Consider the following 23946-nt stretch of genomic DNA (forward strand, 5'->3'; position numbering starts at 1 on the left):
GTTGAGGCTGCAAAAATAATCGTTTAAAAACATATGCTTATCTGTGTGGTTTCATAATACCACACGAAATTGCGTGAAATTCAGCCAAGCCGCATCACAAGAACACCCAGCGCGATGACGGCTGCCGCGACATATCGCCAATTGCTCGCGCTTTCCTTGAGGATGAAAACCGAGATGGCTACGGCAAAAAGAATGGATGTTTCCCTCAGTGCCGCGACGACGGCGACCGGGGCTTTCGTCATTGCCCAAAGCGCAAAACCATAGGACAGGATCGAGCCGCATCCTCCCGCAAGTCCGCGCAACCAGTTTCGCCTGACATGGTTTGCGACCGGGGCCCAGCCGCGCTGATAAAAGGCCCAAGAGAAAAGAAGCGCTGGCGGCAGCAGCGACATCCATAATGTATAGGACACGGGATTTGACGACAGGCGAGCGCCGACGCCGTCTACGAATGTGTAGCCTGCAATCACCACGGCGTTCGCCAGTGACAGGATGATGGCACGCCGACCACCGCGCCTCGCTTCAAAGGCAAGAGTGAGAATGCCCGCTGAAATGATGATGATGCCGGCCAGCGCTGCCGGGCTAACGGCTTCACCCAGAAGGAGATTGCTGGCTGCGGCGACGATCAAGGGCGCGACCCCGCGCATGATCGGGTAGACGAGGCTGATATCCCCTGCCGTATAGGCGGCTGCGACGAGGCGGAAGTATAGAAATTGCAGCACGGCCGACGCAAACAGGAAGGGGACGGCCGCGGCACCCGGAAGCGGCAGAAACGGCAGGAAGGGGATGGAGCAGGCGGCGGCTCCCGCTGCGATCAATGTCGCGTCGAGCGCCTTGTCGCTGCCCGCTTTTACTAGGGCGTTCCAGCTGGCGTGCAGCAGCGCACCCAGCAATACCAGAAACAATACATCAATCGGCATGGCAACCTGAGTCTCTAATGACATCCCGTTCTTACGGCTTTCCTGCAGCCAAGTCGCGGGAAATACAGGCAGGGAACGGCAAAAATTCTCCGAAGCAACCAGGTGAAGCGCCCCGTTCTTGATGTGTATGCAACTTTTGATTTAGCCGGACGTTTCAGCCTGGATGTTCGGCGATCTGACCGTTTTCAGGCGTTGGGAAATTTTCAATCGATTCGTGCCGATTGATATGAAGAAAAATTGAGTTTTTCGAGATAGTTTTAAGGTCGAAAGGCGGTGTTTCCGTCGGCTCGACCTGCGCTAGATCGCGCCATTACGGTCCCCGCATGTTTTCTAATGTAACTATAAGTAGTTGCTAAATTGCACATGAACAAATATGGTACATATGTGGTACAAGTAATGACTAGCCCAGCAATTTGCGCAGGCTTCGTGATCGGCTCGGCTTTTGTGAAGCAACGTCCTTTTGATAAAAAGCTTTCGTTAACGGACGTGAGCGCGGATAATGACTGCATCGGAATGAGGAGCACCGGAATGAATCATGATGCCTACGAAGACGACCATATCGCAAGGATCCTGTCGGAAACGAAAACCATCGCGTTGGTGGGGGCGTCGCCAAATCCTGCTCGGCCGAGCTACCGGGTCATGGAATTCCTTCTCTCCGCAGGATACCGCGTCTTCCCCATCAATCCGGGGCATGAGGGCAGGGAGATACTCGGCCAGCATGTCTTTGCCAAACTTGCCGATATTCCCGTTCCAATCGACATGGTCGATGTCTTCCGTGCTGCGGAAAATCTGCCTTCCCTTGTCGACGAGGTTATTCTGCTGACGCCGCGGCCGAAAGTTGTCTGGGGACAATTGGGTGTGAGGCACGACGATGCGGCGGCAAAAGCCGAGGCTTATGGCATAGACGTCATCATGGACCGCTGCCCGGCAATTGAGCATCCGCGTCTCAAAATTAGCTGATAGTTAGCACAAGTCGCACTTATCATTTCGCGGTGAGGCTCTATGCTTTCCCGTAGCCGCGAGAGGCGAAGAAAAGATATTGGAGGGACACATGTCAGAGAACAATCCGGGGTTTTCCACGCTGGCCATTCACGCCGGTGCAGAACCTGATCCGACGACCGGCGCGCGCGCCACGCCGATCTACCAGACCACGGCCTATGCGTTTCGTGATTCCGACCATGCCGCCGCTCTCTTTGGTCTCAAGGAGTTCGGCAACATCTATACGCGCATCATGAACCCGACCCAGGCCGTGCTCGAAGAACGTGTCGCGGCACTGGAAGGCGGCACGGCTGCCTTGGCTGTGGCGTCCGGTCACGCGGCGCAGATGCTGGTATTTCACACGCTCCTGACCTCTGGCGATAACTTCGTAGCCGCAAAACAGCTCTATGGCGGATCGATCAATCAGTTCGGCCATTCCTTCCAGAATTTCGGCTGGCAGGTGCGCTGGGCTGATGCTGCCGATCCGCAAAGTTTCGAAAGCCATATCGATGAGCGGACCAAGGCTATCTTCATCGAAAGCCTTGCCAATCCGGGCGGCACCTTTGTCGATATCGCCGCCATTGCCGAGGTTGCCCACAAGCACGGGCTCCCGCTCATTGTCGATAACACCATGGCCAGCCCCTATCTCCTGCGGCCAATCGAACATGGCGCTGATATCGTTGTCCATTCGCTCACGAAATTCCTGGGCGGTCACGGCAACTCCATGGGCGGCATCATTGTCGATGGCGGCACGTTCGATTGGTCTGCGAGTGACAGATACCCGGCGCTTTCGCAGCCCCGCCCGGAATATTCAGGCGTTGTCCTGCACCAGACCTTCGGCAATTTCGCATTTGCAATTGCTGCGCGTGTCCTCGGTCTGCGTGACCTTGGACCTTCGATTGCGCCATTCAACGCATTCCTCATCCTCACAGGTATCGAAACACTGCCGCTTCGCGTCCAGCGCCACTCGGACAATGCTTTGGCTGTGGCAAAGTGGCTTAAGGCACATCCAAAGGTGGGCTGGGTCAACTATGCCGGTCTGGAAGACAGCCCGAACCATGCCCTGCAACAGCGTTATTCTCCAAAGGGAGCGGGCTCGGTCTTCACCTTTGGCGTCAAGGGCGGGTATGCGGCTGGCAAGACATTGGTGGAAGGTCTGCAGCTGTTCTCGCATCTTGCCAATATCGGCGATACGCGCTCTCTCGTCATTCACCCGGCCTCGACAACCCATGCCCAGTTGACGCCGGAACAGCAGACTGCGGCCGGTGCCGGCCCCGATGTCGTGCGCCTGTCCATCGGCATCGAAGACGTGAAAGACATCATTGCAGATCTCGAGCAGTCGCTCGCCAAGGTCTGATAAAGCAGAAAGGTCGCCCATGACGCATATTCTTAACTTCAAGTCAGAGGGCGACCTCGCCGCCGTCCAGCCGGAAGAAGGCGCACCCGCACCCGGAAGGTTGATCTCCGGCGACCCGAAATTCACCACATGGAACCTGGAAGAAGCGTCCGGCGGAATCTATGCCGGTATCTGGCAATCGACGCCCGGCAAGTGGCGCGTCGAATATGACGAGTGGGAGTATTTCCACATTCTCGAAGGCCACTCCATCTTAACGGAGGAGGGCGGTCAGCCCGTTCATCTCCGGCCCGGAGACCGCCACATCATCCGTCCGGGCTTCAAGGGTACATGGGAGGTCGTTGAGACGACCCGCAAGGACTATGTGATCAGGCTGTAGTTCTCAGCGCAGCCTGTTACCAGGCCAGATCCAGCCGCTCCAGCCCGTGAAAATGATAGACATCCTTGACCATTGGCTTCTTGTCGATGCGAAGTCCGGGCAATCGCTTGAAGAGCAGCGGCAAGACAATGTTGAGTTCCAGCCGCGCAAGCGGCGCGCCGATGCAGAAATGAATGCCCGCACCGAAGGAAAGATTTGGCGCTTCGGCACGCTCGGGCTTGAAGACCAACGGCTCGGTAAATTTCGCGGGATCGAGATTGGCGGCGGCCAGAATGAGGCTGACCTTATCGCCTCGCTTGAACGGGATGCCGTCTATCTCCGTGGACTCCAATGCCCACCGTTGGAAAATGTGGACCGGCGCACAAATCCGCAGCGTCTCTTCAACAGTCCTCTCAGTCGACTTCTCATCCTGAAACAGTGGCGCCGGGTCTTTTCCGCTTTCCAGAATGACACGCACGGAATTGCCGATCTGGTGAACGGTGGCCTCGTGGCCCGCATTCAGCAGAACGATTGTCGTGGATATCAGCTCGTCATCGGTCAGATACTGGCCCTTGTGCTCAGTGTGGATCATATGGCTGAGCAGGTCGTCTTTCGGCTCCCTGCGACGTTCGTCGATGATGCTGCGGACATAATCGGCAAATTCCCTTGCGGCCTGATCGGCGGCAAGCTCGTCCTCACGCGTTCGCTTGAACATGTACATGCCAACATAGGCATGGGACCATTTCAGCAGCTGCGGGCCCATCTCTTCGGGAATGCCGATCATCCGCGCAATCATCGTTACGGGGATGATGTCGGCGAAAGACGATAGCAATTCCGTCCTGCCGTCCTGTTCGAAGCGGTCGATCAGCCCATGCGCCAGCGCTTCGATTTCCGGCTTCATCTTTTCGACATGGCGCGACACGAAAGCCCGGTTTACCAGCGTGCGAAGTCTCGTATGTTCGGGCGGTTCGATTTCCAGCAGCGAATGACGCTCGGCAGCATCGAAATGGCGGGTATGTTCGCAGGGCGGTGCCAGGCACAGTTCTTCACGGCTCGCGATGTGGAGTATCTGCCGACCAAAGCGGCGGTCCCGCAGAAGTGCGTTGACGTGGTCATAGCCTGTGAAGAACCATTGCTTCTGTTCTTCCCAGTAAAAGGTCGGGCATTGCGCGTGCAGCGCTGCATAGACTGCGTTGGGGTCGCCGTAAAAGCCGGGGTGACGGGCGTCGAGCGAAACCGAACGTCTGGATGTATCGATGCGGAGGAAATCGGGCATGTCTGTCATGGCCGATTTCTATCGCAAAGCCTTACGCCGGGGAAGTCCCTCTAGTCACCGACAGCAACGCCTTCCCGGCGAGGATCGGCACTGCCAACGAGGCCGGTGCCGGTGATTTCGATGGCGTGGAGACCTGAATTCATCTCTCCGGCCTTTACGTCATATCCCAGAGCTTTCAACGGCGCTGCGAATTTTTCCGCGTCTGTTCCGCCCTCGATATCATAGGTACCGAACCGATTGATGAGGTGAGGCTGCGCGACGATTTGTTCTACAGGCATTCCCCAGTCGATATAGGCGACCAGCGCCTGTGCGACATAGCCGATGATCTGGCTGCCACCGGGAGAACCGATGGCGAGAAGCGGCTTTCCGTCCTTCATGACGATTGTTGGCGCCATGGAAGAGCGTGGCCGTTTGCCGGGTTCGACGCGGTTGGCGACCGGCAAGGCTCCATCATGGGTCTTGAAGGAAAAATCGGTCAATTCGTTGTTCAGCAGAAAACCATTGGTCATGAGGCGCGAACCGAAGCCGCTCTCGATGGTCGTGGTCATCGACACGACATTGCCCTGCTTGTCGACAATCACGAAATGGCTGGTAGAGGGCATTTCCAGCGTCGGGCCGCGCCCGAACAGCAGGGCGTGGTCCCACTCTGGTTCCCCGGCCTTGACGGCTGCGCCATCAAGAGCACGGCCCCCATCCATGAGCGATGCGCGGGTTCCGAGATAGGTCTTGCTCAACAGTCCCTTGATCGGCAGCGGAGTAAAGTCGGGGTCGGCGACATAGCGTTCGCGGTCGGCAAAGGCCAGCCGCTGGGCATCGCCGATCATTCTCCAGCTTTCAACATTGTCGGGACCCAGTGCCTTGATGTCGAAGTTTTCGAGAATGCCGAGCATCTGGCCGATGGCCACCGCGCCGGAGGAGGGTGGTCCCATGCCGCATATGTCGAGGCCGCGATAGGCCGCGCAGACGGGCTCACGCTCCTTGATGCGGTAATTTGCAAGATCGGGCAGGGACAACACGCCCGGATTGCCCGCTGCTTCCCGGACGGTCTTGACGATGGATTGAGCCAAAGGACCGCTGTAAAACGCATCTGCGCCCTGTTGCGCAAGCGTTGTCAGTGTCTGCGCATAGTTCGGATTCTTGAGGATGGTGCCAGCCTTGAGCGGGGCTCCGGCCGCGTCAAAGAAATAGGTTCTGGCCTGATCGTTTTTCTTGAGCCTGTCGCCTTCAGCCGCGATCAGCGAGGCAAGGCGGGGCGAGACTGCAAAGCCGTCCGTCGCTAGCGTTTCTGCGGGTTTCAGCAAATCGGGCCAGGGTTTCGTGCCCAGCTTTTCGTGCACATCCGCCAGAAGCCGCACGGTGCCCGGGGTGCCGACCGAGCGCCCGCCAATCACGGCATCCATGAACTTCATGGGTTGTCCGCTGCCGTCCAGAAAAAGCTTCGGCGTCGCTTCCATGGGCGCGGTTTCGCGTCCGTCGAAGGTCGTCATCCTGTTTTTTGCGGCGTCGTAATAGACCAGGAAACTGCCGCCGCCGAGGCCGGAGCTCTGGGGCTCCACAAGGCCGAGCACGGTTTGTACCGCCACCATTGCGTCGATTGCGTTGCCGCCTTCGGCAATCACCTTTTTCCCGGCTTCTGCCGCAAGTGGATTGGCAGCCGCGACCATGAAGTTCCGGGTCTCGACGCGGCTGGCGGCCTTCGTGCCTGTTGATCGCTCCGGCGCAAGCAGATCCGAGGCCTGCTGGGCGACGGCAGGTCCTGCCAGAAGCGTTGCGGATACCAAAAGGCCGGTAAAGAACCTCACATGCATGACGAAACCTCCGTTGCCGAAGCACCCATGATGGGAGCGACAGCCCTCGAAGGTCAAGCCAAAGGCTTATCTTTTGGCAATGTGGGCGATGCGGGTGAGTGCAGCCACCTGACGATCGGCGTTGTTATCGCAGGGATCTTCGTCACGATCCGTCGCGGGCACGACGATGTTGATTGAGCCTTCACGGACCACGGTCCGGTTGCGGCCTTCCTTCTTTGCGCCGTAAAGTGCGCGGTCAGACATCGTCAGCATCGTGTCCAGCTGGGCTTCGGCGGCGATCTGGCAAAACACACCGGCACTGACCGTGGGAGAGAATTGCTTGCCATCCGCAACAACTTCCATGCGGCTGAACTGTATCCTGATAGCCTCGGCAAGGATGGCAACCTTCGAGGGATCATCGGTCTCTACGAGGCAACCGAACTCCTCGCCGCCCATGCGAATGATGGCGCCTTGACCATCGGCAATGACGCTCGCCTGTGCGCAAAAGCGGATCAGCACATCATCGCCGCACTGATGCCCGTATTCATCGTTGATCTTTTTGAAATGGTCGACATCGAAAAGAATGAAGCCAATGTGCTTCGATGTGCCCGCCATTCTTGATTTCAAGGCGTCGAACGTCTGGATCAGGCCTCGACGGTTCAAGGTGCCCGTCAGGTGGTCCGTGATCGTCAGCTTGTGCAGCCTGCGCTCGGAGTCTTCCATGAACATCTTGACGCTGATCATCATCAGAATGGTGAAACCAAGCGCTCCAACAACCGCGGTTGGCAGGGTCAACGGCACGATCCGGCCCGATGCCATCGTATAGGGCACCACGATGCAGGCCGCAGCCGCACCCGCAAACGCCTGCACGACAAGCGCGCCCGCAAGCACCTTGCGCGTCTTCGAGATATACTCCCTGGACGTCATGAGCACGCCCGCCAGCATGAAATAGCCGATGCCGGCACACACATGATGAAGAATGACCCGTGCGCCGATATTATCGCGCACAGCAGGAAGGAACATGAAGGCAATCCAGACGAGGGGCGGGATCGCGACCCAGCCTTCGACCTTCCTGCTCTCCAGCATCAACAGGCCCATGATCCAGAAGCTGAAACCCATCAGAGCCGAAATATTGGCAACCTGTATCGAAATGAAATCAGGGATCAGGCCGCGAAGGCCAACGAGGATGGCTCCGAGGCCGACAAGCGCAAAGCCCATCGAAAAACAAAGATGATGTCTCTTGGACGTATTATGCAGCCACAGGACAGCAAGAACCGCCGAAAGTGTCAATGTTTCCATTGACCAAAGTAACATGCCCGTCTTGGCGTCGAACACTGACCTAACCCCGTTTGTCTAGTTGCTTTTGGATGGCTGCATGGCATATCTGCGGCTATACGTATGTCCGTTTTCAGGTAGCGAACGGTCGTATCAGCCATCACACAACGATAATGACGAAAAACATTTCGGCGGTACTATCTTCATGAATAGCTAAGAAGTGGTTTCTACCTGACGTTACGAGAGCCACTTTGCAAATAAACATTCTGGGTTTAACCAATGGTTGACCACATTTATCTTTCGGCGTTGATGACGCAGCGTGCTGAACGAAAGCCGGTGGTGCCCGATGCCGTGGCGCGCTAAGGCGGCAGGAAACATTTGCCGGTGCGTCATTAAGGATATCCGCCACCTGAGTCTTGAAGAACCGGGCAATGACACTCTATGTAGAGAGTAGACGAATAGAATTGATTCCGGGTGCGAATGCTCCCGGGTAAGAGTTGACAAAGGACGGACATGACAAATCCAGTTGATACCGCCATGGCTCTGGTGCCGATGGTCGTAGAGCAGACCAACCGCGGCGAACGGTCCTATGACATCTATTCGCGCCTTCTCAAGGAACGCATCATCTTCCTCACCGGTCCGGTCGAAGATCACATGGCATCGCTCGTCTGCGCGCAGCTGCTGTTCCTGGAATCGGAAAATCCGAAGAAGGAAATCGCGCTCTACATCAATTCGCCAGGTGGCGTCGTTACCGCGGGCATGGCAATCTACGATACGATGCAGTTCATTCGCCCTGCCGTTTCAACGCTTTGCGTCGGTCAGGCCGCTTCCATGGGTTCGCTTCTTCTGGCAGCCGGTGAGAAGGGCATGCGCTTCTGCACGCCGAATGCCCGCATCATGGTCCACCAGCCGTCGGGCGGCTTCCAGGGACAGGCATCGGATATCGAGCGCCATGCACGCGACATCATCAAGATGAAGCGTCGCCTCAATGAAGTCTACGTGAAGCACACGGGCCGCACGCTCGAAGAAGTTGAAAACACGCTTGATCGTGACCACTTCATGGATGCCGACGAGGCGAAGAACTGGGGTGTTGTCGACAAAATCCTGACATCGCGTCAGGAAATTGAAGGCGCCACAGCAGGCTGATAAAGGTGCTTTTGGGTTTCGGTTGCAAACCCCGACTTCAAATTCGGGGTTTAATCCGAAAAATAAAGCGCTAATAGTAGATATTAAGGCTGTGTTGAATTTTTATGACATAGCATGGGTCAATCCAACAAAAGCCGTAATTGGGTTTGGGATTGGTACAGAAGCAATATGCCGAGGCGTTACCGCTTCGGAGTTAAAAGGGGAATTCGTTGCCGCCGCTCGTCAGACAACCATCTGATGCGGTTAGTACCCCGGGAACGAGGCAGACATGGATGCTTATGGGAAGCGACCGGTCTGCATACGGTAAGTTGACCGCGATCCGCCTTGCGGACCTGCGGCGTGCTGGAAGGAAAGAGATATGAGCAAAGTCAGCGGCAGCAACGGCGGCGACTCTAAGAACACACTCTATTGTTCATTCTGCGGCAAGAGCCAGCACGAAGTCCGGAAACTGATTGCCGGGCCGACAGTATTCATTTGCGATGAATGCGTCGAATTGTGCATGGACATCATCCGCGAGGAGAACAAGACCTCGATGGTGAAATCGCGCGAGGGTGTTCCTACCCCGCAGGACATCATCAAGATCCTGGATGAATATGTCATCGGCCAGAAGCAGGCGAAGAAAATTCTGTCTGTTGCCGTTCACAACCACTACAAGCGCCTCGCACACGCCTCCAAGAATGGCGATGTGGAGTTGGCGAAGTCGAACATCATGCTTGTCGGTCCAACCGGCTGCGGCAAGACCTATCTCGCGCAGACACTTGCCCGCATCATCGATGTGCCATTCACCATGGCTGACGCGACAACGCTGACGGAAGCCGGCTACGTGGGCGAGGATGTTGAGAACATCATTCTCAAGCTGCTCCAGTCTGCCGACTACAACGTCGAGCGGGCGCAGCGCGGCATCGTCTACATCGACGAAGTCGACAAGATTTCGCGCAAGTCGGACAATCCTTCGATCACCCGCGACGTATCGGGCGAAGGCGTCCAGCAGGCACTTCTCAAGATCATGGAAGGCACGGTTGCATCCGTTCCTCCGCAGGGTGGACGCAAGCATCCGCAGCAGGAATTCCTGCAGGTGGATACGACGAACATCCTGTTCATCTGCGGCGGCGCCTTTGCGGGCCTCGACAAGATCATCTCGGCCCGTGGCGAAAAGACCTCGATCGGTTTTGGCGCAACGGTCAAGGCTGAGGACGATCGTCGCGTGGGTGAAGTGCTGCGCGAACTGGAGCCGGAAGATCTCGTCAAGTTCGGCCTCATTCCTGAATTCATCGGTCGTCTGCCCGTTCTGGCAACGCTCGAGGATCTCGATGAGGACGCACTGATCCAGATCCTGTCTGAGCCGAAGAATGCATTGATCAAGCAGTACCAGCGCCTGTTCGAGATGGAAGACGTCGAGCTGACATTCCAGGGCGACGCTCTGCGTGAGATCGCTCGCAAGGCAATCACCCGCAAGACCGGTGCGCGCGGACTGCGGTCGATCATGGAGAAGATCCTGCTCGACACCATGTTCGAGCTGCCTACGCTGGAAGGTGTGCGCGAGGTTGTCATCTCCGACGAGGTCGTGAGTGGTGCTGCGCGTCCGCTCTACATCTACGCGGACCGTCAGGAAGAGAAGGCCAACGTTTCGGCTTGAACAACCTGAGCGGATATGGATGGAAAAGCCCGCAACCTGCGGGCTTTTTCGCGTTTTATGCGCAGGAAAGACAGCAATAAGAACCCGCGCGGCCATTTTGCGTTTGGAGCCGATTGCGCTTTCCTGATAAAGTTTTAGAAGTGATTTGCAGCGCGACATGACGTTTTTTTGAAGCTGCGTCGTTTTTCCTGTTTGCCGCCAGGTGCGGGCAACGGAAAAGTTCTGATGTGTCAGGCGTTGTTGCGTATTCGAGGGCTTATCCTGCCTGTGCCAAAGGGTATCTGACCTTGTGACTTGAAAATGGCCGTGGCGAACTCCACTTCTAGTCACGACTGAGAATATGCCGGAACCTCCCCAAGACAGTCCGGCAAGCGTCCTCTTCGGGGGACCATTGAAAGGAAATGATATGACGAACATTACGTCTGCTGCATCTGGTGGTACATATCCCGTACTTCCCCTGCGCGACATTGTCGTTTTCCCGCATATGATTGTCCCACTGTTCGTCGGGCGGGAAAAGTCCATCCGCGCACTGGAAGAAGTCATGGGTTCCGACAAGCAGATCATGCTGGTCACCCAGATCAACGCCAGCGATGACGACCCGGACACGTCAGCAATTCACCGCGTCGGCACCGTTGCCAACGTGCTTCAGCTGCTCAAGCTTCCCGACGGCACCGTCAAAGTGCTCGTTGAGGGCAAGGGCCGTGCGAAAATCGATGAATACACCGATCGGGAAGACTTCTACGAAGCAACTGCCGTTCTTCTGGACGAGCCGGAAGAAGACCCCGTTGAGATCGAGGCTCTGTCTCGTTCGGTTGTTTCCGAGTTCGAAAGCTATGTGAAGCTCAACAAGAAGATTTCGCCGGAGGTTGTCGGTGCTGCTGGCCAGATCGATGACTATTCGAAGCTGGCCGATACGGTTGCCTCGCATCTTTCCATCAAGATCACCGAAAAGCAGGAAATGCTTGAAACGGTAAGCGTAAAGCAGCGCCTTGAAAAGGCACTCGGCTTCATGGAAGGCGAAATTTCCGTTCTTCAGGTCGAGAAGCGTATCCGCTCGCGCGTCAAGCGCCAGATGGAAAAGACGCAACGCGAATATTACCTGAACGAGCAGATGAAGGCGATCCAGAAGGAGCTTGGCGACGGTGAGGATGGCCGCGACGAGATGGCCGAACTGGAAGAACGCGTCGCCAAGACAAAGCTCTCCAAGGAGGCCCGCGAAAAGGCGGAAGCCGAAATGAAGAAGCTTCGTCAGATGAGCCCGATGTCTGCGGAAGCGACAGTCGTGCGCAACTATCTGGATTGGCTGCTCGGTCTGCCATGGGGCAAGAAGTCCAAGATCAAGACCGATCTGAATGCGGCCGAGAAGGTTCTCGAGCTGGATCACTTCGGTCTCGACAAGGTCAAGGAACGCATCGTCGAGTATCTGGCCGTGCAGGCCCGCGCGACCAAGATTCGTGGTCCGATCCTGTGCCTCGTCGGCCCTCCGGGCGTCGGCAAGACCTCGCTTGCAAAGTCTATCGCCAAGGCAACCGGACGCGAATATGTGCGCATGGCACTTGGTGGCGTTCGTGACGAAGCCGAAATCAGGGGTCACCGCCGTACCTATATCGGTTCGATGCCGGGCAAGATCGTCCAGTCGATGAAGAAGGCAAAGAAGGCAAACCCGCTCTTCCTGCTCGATGAAATCGACAAGATGGGACAGGATTTCCGCGGTGATCCATCATCTGCTTTGCTGGAGGTGCTGGATCCGGAACAGAACTCGACATTCATGGACCACTATCTCGAAGTGGAATATGACCTGTCGGACGTCATGTTTGTGACGACGGCCAATACGCTGAACATTCCAGGCCCATTGATGGACCGCATGGAAGTCATCCGTATTGCTGGATACACGGAAGACGAAAAGCGCGAAATCGCCAAGCGTCACCTTCTGCCAAAGGCAATCAAGGAACACGCCCTGCGTCCGGAAGAGTTCTCTGTGACGGATGGTGCCTTGATGGCGGTTATCCAGCAGTACACACGTGAAGCGGGCGTACGTAACTTCGAACGCGAATTGATGAAGCTGGCACGTAAGGCCGTGACGGAGATCATCAAGGGCAAGACCAAGTCGGTCGAAGTGACTGCCGAAAACATCCATGACTATCTGGGTGTTCCGCGCTTCCGCCATGGCGAAGCCGAACGCGAAGATCAGGTTGGTGTTGTCACCGGTCTGGCCTGGACAGAGGTTGGCGGTGAACTCCTGACGATCGAAGGCGTGATGATGCCCGGCAAGGGCCGCATGACGGTGACGGGCAATCTGAAGGAAGTCATGAAGGAATCCATTTCGGCAGCGGCTTCCTATGTCCGCTCGCGCGCTGTGGATTTCGGCATCGAACCGCCTCGCTTCGACAAGTCGGACATTCACGTGCACGTGCCGGAAGGTGCTACGCCGAAGGATGGTCCATCTGCGGGTGTGGCGATGGCAACCGCTATCGTGTCCATCATGACGGGCATTGCCGTTGACCGCAACGTCGCGATGACGGGTGAAATCACCCTTCGCGGACGCGTGCTGCCAATCGGTGGCCTGAAAGAAAAGCTGCTCGCCGCACTTCGCGGCGGCATCAAGAAGGTGCTTATTCCGGAAGAGAATGCCAAGGATCTGGCTGACATTCCTGATAACGTCAAAAATGGAATGGAAATCATTCCGGTTGCCCGCATGGGTGAGGTCCTGCAACATGCGCTTGTGCGTATGCCAGAGCCCATCGAGTGGGATGGCAGCATCGAGACGCCGGTCATTGCAACCGTTGAAGGTGTAGATGACGGCAGTCAGACAATCGCACATTGATGCGTTGCTGTGATCGATGGTGCTAAATTAGCACAAAATCGTTGAAAGGCTGGCAGTAATGCCAGCCTTTTTTGTGAAAAGAACGCTAGACCCCTTGTTTTTCAGGCCATTCCAGCGCTTTTGGGTGGCGGTGCGCGAATAGATAAGTATTCTGCGCCGATCCAATTTGAGTCGTTTCATACCATTGAAAGGGGTGGAAACATGAACAAGAACGAGCTCGTTTCTGCAGTTGCCGAAAAGGCTGGTCTCACCAAGGCTGATGCCGCTTCTGCCGTCGACGCAGTATTCGAAACCGTCCAGAGCGAATTGAAGGCTGGTGGCGACATCCGTCTCGCAGGCTTCGGCAGCTTTACCGTAAGCCGTCGCGAAGCCTCCAAGGGCCGTAACCCATCCACGGGTGCAGAAGTCGATATTCCGGCTCGCAACGTTCCAAAGTTCTCCGCAGGCAAGGGCCTGAAGGACGCTGTTAACTCCTAATTCGCCCTGGCTGTCTGCGCCTGCGGCCTGCGTACGGCATTTGAGGTAGACGAGGAAAATTTTGGCTCTTTGCGCAGTCTTGCGAATGGTTGCCACAAAATGCTGAAAGCCCGGCCACGCGCCGGGCTTTTTGTTTATCATCAAGTTCGCACTGTCATGTCCCTGTCACGTCCATGTCGCAAAAACGCATCCATGCATTTTTGGGGTGCATTGAAGGGGACACCATGACACTTCGTTTTTCCTGTGCTGCGCTGACTGCGGCACTCTTCGCCTCTGCCGCTTTTCCTGCTGCGGCTGAACAGGTTTTCAACCGCATTGCGTCTTTTCCGGTGGCATTGAACCTTCCTTCCGACAAGAAGGAAGAGACCGTCACCTCTGCGGAAATCATCACTGCCAGTGGTGATGGCAAGACGCTGATCTATTCCGACAGTCCGCTGGGCGCGATCGGCTTTATCGACATCAGCGACGCCAAGGCACCGAAAGCGCTGGGCGCGCTGATGATGGACGGAGAGCCAACCTCGGTTACGGCATCCGGAGCCAAGGTCCTCGCGGCCGTCAATACGTCCGAGAGCTATGTGAAGCCAGCGGGCAAGCTGGTTACGGTAGACATCGCTTCTCGCAAGATCGAGACCAGTTGCGACCTGGGCGGCCAGCCTGACTCCGTTGCCATCTCGCCGGACAAGAGCTTCATCGCCATCGCGATTGAGAATGAGCGGGATGAGAAAACCAATGACGGCGCCTTGCCGCAGATGCCAGCTGGTTTCCTCGTTACCATCGGCTTGAAGGACGGTGCGCCGGATTGCGGAACGCTGAAGAAAATCGATGTGACGGGCCTGGCAGAGATTGCCCCGGAAGATCCCGAGCCAGAATTCGTGTCGATCAACGGCAATGGTGAAATTGCGCTGACACTTCAGGAAAACAACCATATTGTTATCATCGACGGCAAGGGCGGCAAGGTAACCAGCCACTTCTCTGCCGGGACCGTCGATCTCAAGGACATCGATACCAAGAGCGATGGACAGTTGGCGTTTTCCGACAAGCAGGATGCGCGCAAGCGTGAGCCGGATGCCGTGAAATGGCTCGGCAATGATCGCATCGTCGTTGCCAATGAAGGCGACTGGGAAGGTGGCGCGCGTGGCTTTACGATTTTCGACAAGGCCGGCAAAGTTGTCTACGAAGCTGGTTCGTCGTTCGAACATGCCGTAGCCGCGCTTGGCCACTACCCGGAAAAGCGTTCAAAATCCAAGGGTATCGAGCCTGAAGGGCTTGAAGCTGCGACATTCGGAGAAGACAAATATTTCTTCGTCTTGGCGGAGCGCGCTTCTGTCGTTGGCGTCTATAAGGATACTGGCGGTGAGCCGACCCTCACGCAGATCCTGCCATCGGGCGTGTCACCGGAAGGTGCGGTAGCCATTCCGTCGCGAAACCTGCTGGTCACCGCCAACGAAGCTGATTTGGCGAAAGATGGCGGAGCGCGCTCGCACGTCATGATCTACGAGCGTTCGGAAGCCAAGGCAGCCTATCCGCAAATCGTATCGGCGCAGAAAGATGGAATGCCGATTGGATGGGGCGCCCTGTCTGGTCTCGTTGGTGATTCCGAGAAAGACGGCATTTTCTACGCCGTTTCAGATTCGGTTTACGGCAATCAGCCATCCATCTTCACCATAGATGCAACGAAGCAACCGGCTGTCATCACCAGCGTCCTCCGCGTCAAGCGCGATGGCACTGCCGCTCAGAAACTGGATCTCGAAGGCATCACGCTAGATGGGAAGGGCGGCTACTGGGTGGCATCCGAAGGCAATAGTGAGAAACTCGTTCCGCACGCTCTCTACAACATCAGCGCCAAGGGTGAGATCAAGGCCGAGATCGCTCTTCCCAAGGAATTGCTGGAAGGTGAGACACGCTTCGGCTTTGAAGGCGTGACCATGATCGGCAAGGGCGATGACGCCACGCTGTGGATGGCCGTTCAACGCGAATGGGGCAAGGATGAAAAGGGCACGGTGAAGCTTGTGTCCTATAATCCGAAGTCCAAGGAATGGGGTGCAGTTCGCTATCCATTGGAGAAGGCTAACGAGGGCTGGGTCGGCCTTTCCGAAATCACTGCCCATGGCGATCAGGTTTACATCGTAGAGCGTGACAACCAGGTGGGCGACAAGGCAAAGCTGAAGAAGCTTTACACCGTCGCAATCTCTGACCTCAAGCCCGGCAAGATCGGTGGCGAACTGCCGCTTGTGAAGAAGACGGAAGTCTACGACTTCCTGGCCGTGCTGAAAGCCCAGACAAACGGCTATGTCGTGGACAAACTGGAAGGCTTCGGCTTCGACAAGTCCGGCAAGGCATTTGCGGTCACGGACAATGACGGCGTGGACGATTCTTCGGGCGAGACGCTGTTCTTCCCGGTCGATCTGAAGGCTACAAACTGATTATCCGCGATACGTCGTGCCGGGCTTGACCCGGCATGACCCTCCGCGCTCGTTTGCACGGCACCAGACTTGCCGGGTCGCAGTTGCGGTGCAGCTCGAGTGCGGTGTAACGGAATATGAAGAACAAAAAGCCGGGCGTCATCTCTGACGCCCGGCTTTTTTTATCGCGATCCCTTCACCCAGGGATCACGCGTCTTTCAAAGCATATTGCTCCAGCGCATCGCGGTTGATGTCAATGCCGAGGCCCGGGCCATCGGGTATCTGAACCACGCCCGCGACGTGCTCCAGCGGCCGTGTCAGAACCGCTTGGCGGTACGGGTTCTCGGTCCGGTCGAATTCCAGAATCGGCGGGCGAGGATTTCGACGTGCCGGGTCTGGCGGCAGGTAGGCCATGAATTGCAGCGCAGCGGCAATGGCAACGCCCGTTCCCCAGACGTGGGGAATGACACGCACGCCGTAAAGGCTGGCCAGATCGACAATGCGCTTCGTTTCCGAAAAGCCGCCAGCACCGGCAAGATCAGGCTGGAGAATATCGACAGCACGGCTTTCCAGCGGTGCGCGCATTCCATAGCGTCCGTGCCATGTCTCACCGCCCGCAACAGGGATAGGCTGACCGGCACGCACGGCCTGATACGCATCCAGCTGCTCCGGAACCACCGGTTCCTCGAACCAGTCGATGCCAAGCGGGGCAAGCGCCTTGCCGACTTCAATGGCATCCAATGCATCATAACCGTGATTGGCGTCGATCATGATTTTGACATCAGGGCCGACGGCTTCGCGCGCAGCTTTGATGACGGCAATATCTTCAGCGACATCGAAGCCGATCTTTATCTTGACCGCATGAAAGCCTTGGGCCGCATAGCCAGCCACTTCCGCCGCCACGTCGGAAACGGCGTCCACACCATCCTTGCGGAAAGAGCCGGTTGCGTAGGCTTGAACGCTTTCGCGGAAGCGGCCACCCAGAAGACGGGATATGGACGTGCCGAAACGTTTGCCCTTGATGTCCCAGAGCGCAATATCGATGCCGCTCAGCGCCGTGACGGTGAGCCCGCGTTGGCCTTGGTCGCGCAAGAGATTGTAGAGCTGATGCCAGATGACCTCGATATCGAGCGGGTCTTTCCCAATGAGGTGAGGGGTGTAAGCGGCCACCACAGCTGCGTTGGGTTTTGCCGGGCCGAGGCATTCACCCCAGCCCACGGTGCCATCATCGCAAATGATCTCGACAAGACAATGAATGCGCCTGTCAAAACGCATCGAGGCGCTTTCGAACGCATGACCCAACTTGTAATCCAGCAGATGTGTGCGAACCGCTTCTATCTTCATGACTTGTAAGGTCCAATCAGGGTTTGCAGCATTCCAACTTCCTCCTCGGTCAAATCCGTGAGCGGTGCGCGAACTGGCCCCGCATCGAAACCGATCAGCCGGACGCCCGCCTTGATGGCAGAGACGGCATAGCCTTTCTGGCGATTGCGAATGTCCATGAACGGGTAGAAAAAGTCTATGAGAATGCGATCCGTTGTCGTTCTGTCACCTGCACGCAAGGCCTTGTAGAATTGCTGGGCAAGTGCCGGGACGAAGTTGAAGACGGCGGAAGAGTAGGTCGTCACGCCTGCGCCGAGATAGGCGTCGGCAAAAAGTTCGGCAGTCGGCATACCGCCGAGATAGGTCAGTCGCTCGCCAATCGTTGCCGTTATCTTGCGCACAAGCCCGATGTCTCCCGAGCCATCCTTGAAGCCCACGAGGTTGGGGCAGCTGTCGCACAGCTTCTGCAGCGTTTCCGCCGTCAGGATGGAGTTGTCGCGATTATAGACCATCACGCCAATCGAAACGGAGTCGCAAACGGCTCTGATATGCGCGTAAAGACCGGCCTGAGAGGCGTCCATCAGGTAGTGAGGCAGCAGCAGAATGCCGTCTGCACCGGCAGCTTCCGCGCTTTGGGCGATCTGGATGGCAATCTTGGTGCCGTAACCGCAGCCTGAAACGATGGGTACGGAACCGGCTGCGGATTTGGCGGCTTTGACGACGCTGGCGACTTCTTCAGGCGCGAGCGAAAAGAATTCGCCTGTGCCCCCGGCGGCAAACAGTACACTGGCATCGAAACCGGATAGCCAGCCCACATGCTCAAGATAGGGCTTTTCATTGAATTCGCCATCCTTCGTAAAAGGCGTGACGGGAAAGGAAAGAAGTCCGGCACCAAGCGCCTTTTTGAGTTCCTGCGGGTCCATAGCCATGTGAGTCCAAATCTCCTGTAATCATTTGCGGCGGATCATATTCGAGATATTACCTTCGTCAAGAACTTATAATATGAGTTGATTTTTGTTATGGTTGGTGCAGATTGGGTCGTCAGGCAGAAGTCAGGCCGGTTTTTGGTGTTTTACCAGTATTTACAGGGTACGCCGCGCGCTCTCCTTGAAATGGCAGGCGGCTTTGGCGTAGAGATAAGATAACAGATGAGTTGGTTTTTTGGCCGTGGTTCCCGTTCTTCCGGGTGCGCAATCGGCGACATGGAGTGAATATGCTGAAAACGTTGCTGCTGACCGGAGCTGCCGGGGGCGTAGGAAAAGCCATTCGTCCCCTGTTAAGGGAGATCGCGGAAAAGGTCGTCCTTTCCGATATGGTCGATATTGCTGATCTTGCGTCCCATGAGACATTTGTCAAATGCGACTTGTCCATCCGCGAGGAGGTCGACGCCGCCGTGGCGGGTGTGGACGGCATTATTCACTTGGGTGGGATATCCGTCGAAAGGCCTTTCGAGCTGATTCTCAAGGGCAATATCGAGGGCGTCTATAATCTCTATGAAGCCGCGCGTCATAACGGCCAACCAAGAATCATCTTTGCCAGCTCCAACCATACGATCGGCTTTCACCGACGGGATGAAAAGCTGGATGGAAATTCGTCCGTAAGGCCCGACACGCTTTACGGGGTTTCGAAATGCTTCGGTGAGAATCTTGCCAGTTTCTATTTCGACAAGTTCGGGCAGGAGACATTGTCGGTCCGCATCGGCTCATTGACTGCAAAGCCGCAGAATAGCCGAATGCTGGCCACGTGGCTAAGCGCGCAGGATTTCGTCTCCCTGTGCGCGCGTGGTTTCGAGGCGCCGCGTCTTGGAAATGCGGTCGTCTACGGCGCTTCCGACAATTTTGAGAGCTGGTGGGACAACAGCCACGCCGCGTTTCTGGGGTGGAAGCCCAGGGATAGCTCAGCGAAATGGCGCGCGGAAATTCTTGCCGAGGCCGGCAAGGAAGACCCCACCGACCCCGCACATATCTATCAGGGTGGCGGCTTCACAAAGCTCCGCCATCCTGCAGATGGTTGATTGTAAGATAGTCACAGAAGGGAAAGGTCAGGATCTACTTCTTTCCGTCCTGCCTTTCCGAGTCATATTGGACCCAGCGGAAGAAAAGATAGATCGGCAGCGCAATCAGCGCCAGCGTGACGATAGAGTTCGCAAGCATGGTTCATCCCACAAAACCCGAATTCATCATGAAATCGGCGGTCGTGACTATAAAAGATCAATGATTTAAATTTGTTGAATCAGCCATGGTTACCAAAGCCGTAATTGGCCTAAAACTGTATCAAAACGGGCGTTTACCGCATTTGCTCGGCTGTGGTTTGCAAGAGGTTAACGCCCGGATGGCTGTCAGGGCCTCAACAGGAGCACCGAAGGCAACTTCTCCCGCTCGGCAAGCCGCAAGAGGAAATAGCCGATACCGGCTATGCCAAGCATCAAGCCAGGCGCTTCACCCCTTTGCTGGACCCCGCAAGGCAGAGGCATCTCGGCATCCAGATACTGATCGATGACGAATCTCCCGACCTGTTCCGCATGCACCGATATGGCATCCTGTTTCAGCTGTATCCCGGCGGAGAGGACAAAATCGGCAATGCCCGCAAGGCCGTGGCATAGGCACAGGTCCTGTGGCACGACGGGCGTGGTCAGCAGACGCGAGGCATCCTGCAGGGCGGTATTGACCTCCACTGCAGCCATTTCGTCGGTTGGCATGAGCTCCATCATGCGCAGCCGCGTTAATCCGATGCCGCTAGAACCGGCGCACCAGCTGCAATTGCAGGAAGGGGGAAGGGCCGCTGCGCCAGGGGTAATATGGTCTATGCGGAAATCCGGCCAACCCTGCTGCTGTGCATCGAACCAGCTTCGCTCATAGCGAAATGCTTCCTTTGCACCGTGCAGCAACGCTTCGTTGCCGCTGATCGCGTGGGCTTCCAGCAAGGCCATCCCCATGCCGGATGTGCCATGGGCATAACCCAGAAGGTTGCGGTGCTTCGGCATGATTGAGGGCCAGGAAAGACCGCTCGTATCCATCACTCCGGCTGCCATCAACCGCTCTGCATGGCCGATTGCGGACTGAACCAGATCGGGACGGTCATAACGTTTGCCGAGATGGATGAGCGCCGGAACGGCGCTTGCGCAACCGGCGATGATATCCAAAGCGTCATCCGCGTATGGATGAGGGGCATGCTCTGTCGCCAGCGCCAACCCTTTCTCAACCCAGTCCAGCCTGTCGAGCGCGCTGCCGACTTCGCACAACATATGCGCGGCACCCAGCGTGCCCGTATAGAGCCCTCTTTGCGGCGGTGTGTCGAGATCGGGCAATCGTGCCAAAACCTGCTGAACCGCCCCTTTGACTGTTGCCTCAAGCCGAGGGGAGGGTGCGAGGGCGGCCAGCTTGCCGAGGAACAGAGCAATGCCTGCCACGCCATCATAGAGAGAAACGGAAGCGGTGCGATACGCAGGTATGGCATTGCCATCCGCCAGCGTCATGGCCCAGCCCATCCAGGTGCACCGGTCCTCGTGCCAGATAGCGTCGCGGCACAGTTGCTGGCCAATTCTTGTGGCCGCTTCCAGAAAGGATGTGTTGCCGCCAACGGTTGATGCCTTGGGAAGTGTCATCAAAGTCATGTCCGAAAATCTCCTCAGGCGGGTAGGCGATATATGTCGCTGTTGCCAGCATTCAGGTGCGGTGCATTCAACGTCATGCCGGATTCATCAAAGCGTTTGCGAAGACGCTCGAGCCGAATGGAAGGTGATTGACTACCGTCTGCCCAGGCACTGACGATCGCATCCGCCATCATCATTGCGCGCGTTTGCCCGAAGCTCATGCCATAGCCGGGGTCATCGGCTCCGCCGATGCCACTGGTCAGTGACTTCGAGAATAACGGCACGTCCGGCGCGAGTTCGGCTGGCGGAACTGGAAACAGGTCGCGCAGCAACGCAAGTGTAAAGGCGAGGTGGCGGCGGGCGAGATAAAAGACTGTGCTGTCGGTCCGGTCATAGGCTGCCGGGTCTAGCAGCGTTTTCGCCCTGAACGGTACCGCATAGGCGTTCAGCAAGCCCGCGATTTGCGACATGACGGAGACCACCGTTTCCGGGCGGGTGTTAAGATAGAGCCGCGCCAGAGATGCATCGTCATGGTCGCTGTATGGTGCGTGACTGTGGATATGGTAGAAGCCCGCTTGCTGCTGCGAAGAGGCCGTTGGCAGCAGGATGGAAGCGATTGCGCTGGCTTGCGCCTGCCCGGCTGAGGTTATTGCAAAGGTGCCTGGCATGACCTGGCGGCAGCAATCTCCCTTTCTCACATGCACCGCGCCGTTGGCATCGTTCTTGTAGATCTGCCAGTTGTTCGACCAGCGCGACCCCTCGGGAAAGACCGCGCGCAGTTGCGATAGCAGATCTGGTGCGGGCTGAACGGATCTGGCCGCTGGCGGCTCGACGCTGAAGGGGCGGGCATAGGCCGCATCGTAAAGTGCGGGCCAGAGGAACTCTGTCAGACGGGTGGTTACCGAGCGTGGCGTATCCGTCGTCGACATTGCGGGCAGCGACACCACGGGGCGATTGCCGATCTGAAAGCGCGAAAGGCTGATGATGTCGACCGCCTCGAAAATCTGCATCAACTGGCCTTCCAGCGTGTCAGCGGTCGAAGCGATGTCCGGCGTTACCGAATGTAAGGTCTTGGGGAGGGCGTTCATGTCAAGCTCCGGTGTCGAGCGCAAACAGCTGGCGTACCGCGCTGCCTGGATCGTTCAGAATGTCAGCGGCGGTGCGAATGGCGAGTTGAGCGGAAGGCGGCATCTCTGTGATGGATTGGGCAATTTCATAGGCGGTAAGGACAAAACGGACGGCGGCGAAGCGCACGCAACGTTCCATGGCAAGCATCTGCTGTTCTGGGGTCAGCGTGAATGCTGCGGTATAGGTCCGCCAGAATGCGCGGCAGCAGGCCTGCGCACGCATGATATCGTCTGCGGTGGCCGGTCCCATGTGTTGTCCCTGGGCGGAGAAGCGCCCGACAATGATGGGCTGGATGAAGCTTGCAAGCACACATGCGACATCCCAGGCGGCGTCACCCAGGTCGGCAAGCTCCCAATCGATCAGCTCCACCTTGGCGGTGCCGTCGGGGCCATCTTTCTGGGAGACGAGGAAGTTCTCCCATTTCAGGTCACCATGAATGAGGCTGGTGCGTGCCCACTCTTCTCTCAGGCGGCTGAAGTTGGCTGCCAGACCAGGCTCCTGACGCAGCGTGGCCAGAATGGTGCGCGCGCCTCCGCTCATGGTCGGAATAATCTTCTCCCCGGCTTCGGGGAAGTTCAGGATCCAGGGGAGGGCAGCGGGAAAGATACCCTGTTTCGTCGTCTCCGCCAGAAGGTCAGGGGACTGGGAGTGGCAGAGAGCAAGGAGAGTTCCGATCTGGGCTGCGATGTCTTCCATCGCGCCGGGAACAGCTGCAACTTGCATCTGGTAAAAGGTAAGGCTTTGAGAATTCGGCACCAGATCAACCGCAAGAAGATGGCGGCTGCGGTCGTAGTGGCGAAGGCGCGGCATGAGCGGTTTCAGGCGATCTGCTGAAACATCCTTATCGACCAGCGCGTAGAGTGTGGCTTCTCTTTGCAATGACTGCGTTGTCTCGACTGCCATGACAGGCACCTGCTTGACGAAGATGCCAGAGCCATCACGACGAGATATCTTGAAATTGCGGTTGCGGCGGCCTGCGTCAAGAATGGTGAAATCATCGCCGACGATCTCGGCTGGTGTCAGTACGCTGCGGTCGACGAGATAAGGCACAAGCGTGCTACTGGTAAGATACATGTTTTTCCCCAAGGCCGGACAATCTGGTTTTGTTGAGAGCTCGTGGGACCGCAGGCTGGCATCCCTCGAGAAAGTCCCATCGGCCGCTGCCGGCCGATGGGGTGCGTTGACGTCACATCAAGTGTGGCGATGGTCGTTCAAGCTGATTAGTTTCCGGTGCAGTGCATGTGCGTCGGGTTGCAGATCGTTGCGAACGTGCCGCATCCGATTGACGTCGCGGGAGTGACCGTTGCCTGGGTCTGCGCGGCGGCACCGTTGCACACGACAGGCAGACCTGTGGAGCAAATGACCGGCACGTTGGTGATCTGGCAAATCGGTGTGAAGGTCAGGTTTTGCGGCTGTGCTGCTGCCTGAGGAGCGGCGGCGGCACCGTTGCAGATGACTGGAATACCGGTTGCG

19 protein-coding genes are annotated in these 23946 nt (G+C 57.0%); 9 read left to right on the forward strand and 10 right to left on the reverse strand.

Annotation, left to right across the window (positions count from 1 at the left end; all coding sequences use genetic code 11):
* Positions 1 to 80 precede the first annotated feature (80 nt).
* Complete coding sequence (locus ASF69_RS17300; protein WP_062589872.1) at positions 81 to 917, reverse strand: DMT family transporter; 837 nt, start codon at positions 915 to 917, stop codon at positions 81 to 83.
* Positions 918 to 1445: 528 nt separating this feature from the next.
* Between ASF69_RS17300 and ASF69_RS17305 the strand changes: the two genes are divergently transcribed.
* The 3 genes from ASF69_RS17305 to ASF69_RS17315 all read left to right on the forward strand — a co-directional run bounded on the left by ASF69_RS17305 (position 1446) and on the right by ASF69_RS17315 (position 3628).
* A complete protein-coding gene (locus tag ASF69_RS17305; protein WP_062589456.1) occupies positions 1446 to 1877 on the forward strand; it encodes a CoA-binding protein in 432 nt (143 codons plus the stop codon).
* 91 nt (positions 1878 to 1968) lie between these two features.
* A complete protein-coding gene (locus ASF69_RS17310) occupies positions 1969 to 3252 on the forward strand; it encodes an O-acetylhomoserine aminocarboxypropyltransferase (RefSeq protein WP_062589457.1) in 1284 nt (427 codons plus the stop codon).
* A gap of 19 nt (positions 3253 to 3271) precedes the next feature.
* Complete coding sequence (locus tag ASF69_RS17315; protein ID WP_062589458.1) at positions 3272 to 3628, forward strand: cupin domain-containing protein; 357 nt, start codon at positions 3272 to 3274, stop codon at positions 3626 to 3628.
* 16 nt (positions 3629 to 3644) lie between these two features.
* Here the strand turns inward: ASF69_RS17315 and ASF69_RS17320 are convergent, their stop codons facing one another.
* The 3 genes from ASF69_RS17320 to ASF69_RS17330 all read right to left on the reverse strand — a co-directional run bounded on the left by ASF69_RS17320 (position 3645) and on the right by ASF69_RS17330 (position 7969).
* A complete protein-coding gene (locus tag ASF69_RS17320) occupies positions 3645 to 4892 on the reverse strand; it encodes a cytochrome P450 (protein ID WP_062589459.1) in 1248 nt (415 codons plus the stop codon).
* 41 nt (positions 4893 to 4933) lie between these two features.
* On the reverse strand, positions 4934 to 6691 hold the full coding sequence (gene ggt, locus ASF69_RS17325) for a gamma-glutamyltransferase (protein ID WP_062589460.1): 1758 nt from the start codon (positions 6689 to 6691) through the stop codon (positions 4934 to 4936).
* Between the two features lie 66 nt (positions 6692 to 6757).
* A complete protein-coding gene (locus tag ASF69_RS17330) occupies positions 6758 to 7969 on the reverse strand; it encodes a GGDEF domain-containing protein (protein WP_244475510.1) in 1212 nt (403 codons plus the stop codon).
* A gap of 489 nt (positions 7970 to 8458) precedes the next feature.
* On the opposite strand from ASF69_RS17330, the gene clpP reads away from it, so the two are divergent.
* The 5 genes from clpP to ASF69_RS17355 all read left to right on the forward strand — a co-directional run bounded on the left by clpP (position 8459) and on the right by ASF69_RS17355 (position 16451).
* Positions 8459 to 9091, forward strand: coding sequence for an ATP-dependent Clp endopeptidase proteolytic subunit ClpP (gene clpP, locus ASF69_RS17335; RefSeq protein ID WP_062589462.1), 633 nt, complete (start codon positions 8459 to 8461; stop codon positions 9089 to 9091).
* A 358-nt stretch (positions 9092 to 9449) separates the two neighbouring features.
* A complete protein-coding gene (clpX, locus tag ASF69_RS17340) occupies positions 9450 to 10727 on the forward strand; it encodes an ATP-dependent Clp protease ATP-binding subunit ClpX (protein WP_062589463.1) in 1278 nt (425 codons plus the stop codon).
* A 406-nt stretch (positions 10728 to 11133) separates the two neighbouring features.
* Positions 11134 to 13551, forward strand: coding sequence for an endopeptidase La (lon, locus tag ASF69_RS17345; RefSeq protein ID WP_062589464.1), 2418 nt, complete (start codon positions 11134 to 11136; stop codon positions 13549 to 13551).
* Positions 13552 to 13752: 201 nt separating this feature from the next.
* A complete protein-coding gene (gene hupB / locus ASF69_RS17350; protein WP_062589465.1) occupies positions 13753 to 14028 on the forward strand; it encodes a DNA-binding protein HupB in 276 nt (91 codons plus the stop codon).
* Positions 14029 to 14252: 224 nt separating this feature from the next.
* Positions 14253 to 16451 carry an esterase-like activity of phytase family protein gene (locus ASF69_RS17355; protein ID WP_062589466.1) on the forward strand — a complete coding sequence of 733 codons (2199 nt, stop codon included), beginning with the start codon at positions 14253 to 14255 and terminating at the stop codon, positions 16449 to 16451.
* 186 nt (positions 16452 to 16637) lie between these two features.
* Here ASF69_RS17355 and ASF69_RS17360 read toward each other — a convergent pair whose 3' ends face one another.
* Complete coding sequence (locus ASF69_RS17360; protein WP_062589467.1) at positions 16638 to 17774, reverse strand: mandelate racemase/muconate lactonizing enzyme family protein; 1137 nt, start codon at positions 17772 to 17774, stop codon at positions 16638 to 16640.
* Positions 17771 to 18676, reverse strand: a complete 906-nt coding sequence (gene kdgD, locus ASF69_RS17365) for a 5-dehydro-4-deoxyglucarate dehydratase (RefSeq protein WP_062589873.1) — start codon at positions 18674 to 18676, stop codon at positions 17771 to 17773. The genes ASF69_RS17360 and kdgD overlap by 4 nt, the downstream gene beginning before the upstream one ends.
* Positions 18677 to 18966: 290 nt before the next feature.
* Between kdgD and ASF69_RS17370 the strand changes: the two genes are divergently transcribed.
* The gene (locus ASF69_RS17370) at positions 18967 to 19767 is read left to right on the forward strand and encodes an NAD(P)-dependent oxidoreductase (RefSeq protein ID WP_062589468.1); all 801 of its coding nucleotides are present in this window, start codon (positions 18967 to 18969) and stop codon (positions 19765 to 19767) included.
* A 324-nt stretch (positions 19768 to 20091) separates the two neighbouring features.
* Here the strand turns inward: ASF69_RS17370 and ASF69_RS17375 are convergent, their stop codons facing one another.
* The 4 genes from ASF69_RS17375 to ASF69_RS23275 form a co-directional block, all read right to left on the reverse strand.
* The gene (locus tag ASF69_RS17375; protein ID WP_062589469.1) at positions 20092 to 21366 is read right to left on the reverse strand and encodes a lanthionine synthetase LanC family protein; all 1275 of its coding nucleotides are present in this window, start codon (positions 21364 to 21366) and stop codon (positions 20092 to 20094) included.
* Positions 21367 to 21380: 14 nt separating this feature from the next.
* Positions 21381 to 22433, reverse strand: a complete 1053-nt coding sequence (locus ASF69_RS17380) for a T3SS effector HopA1 family protein (RefSeq protein WP_062589470.1) — start codon at positions 22431 to 22433, stop codon at positions 21381 to 21383.
* Between the two features lies 1 nt (position 22434).
* Positions 22435 to 23547, reverse strand: a complete 1113-nt coding sequence (locus ASF69_RS17385) for a phosphotransferase (RefSeq protein ID WP_062589471.1) — start codon at positions 23545 to 23547, stop codon at positions 22435 to 22437.
* Between the two features lie 146 nt (positions 23548 to 23693).
* Positions 23694 to 23946, reverse strand: a 253-nt coding sequence (locus ASF69_RS23275) for a hypothetical protein (RefSeq protein ID WP_162238094.1), incomplete at its 5' end; no start/stop codon positions are given.

It is taken from the genome of Rhizobium sp. Leaf311 (assembly GCF_001423445.1).
In the GTDB taxonomy this organism is placed as follows: domain Bacteria; phylum Pseudomonadota; class Alphaproteobacteria; order Rhizobiales; family Rhizobiaceae; genus Agrobacterium.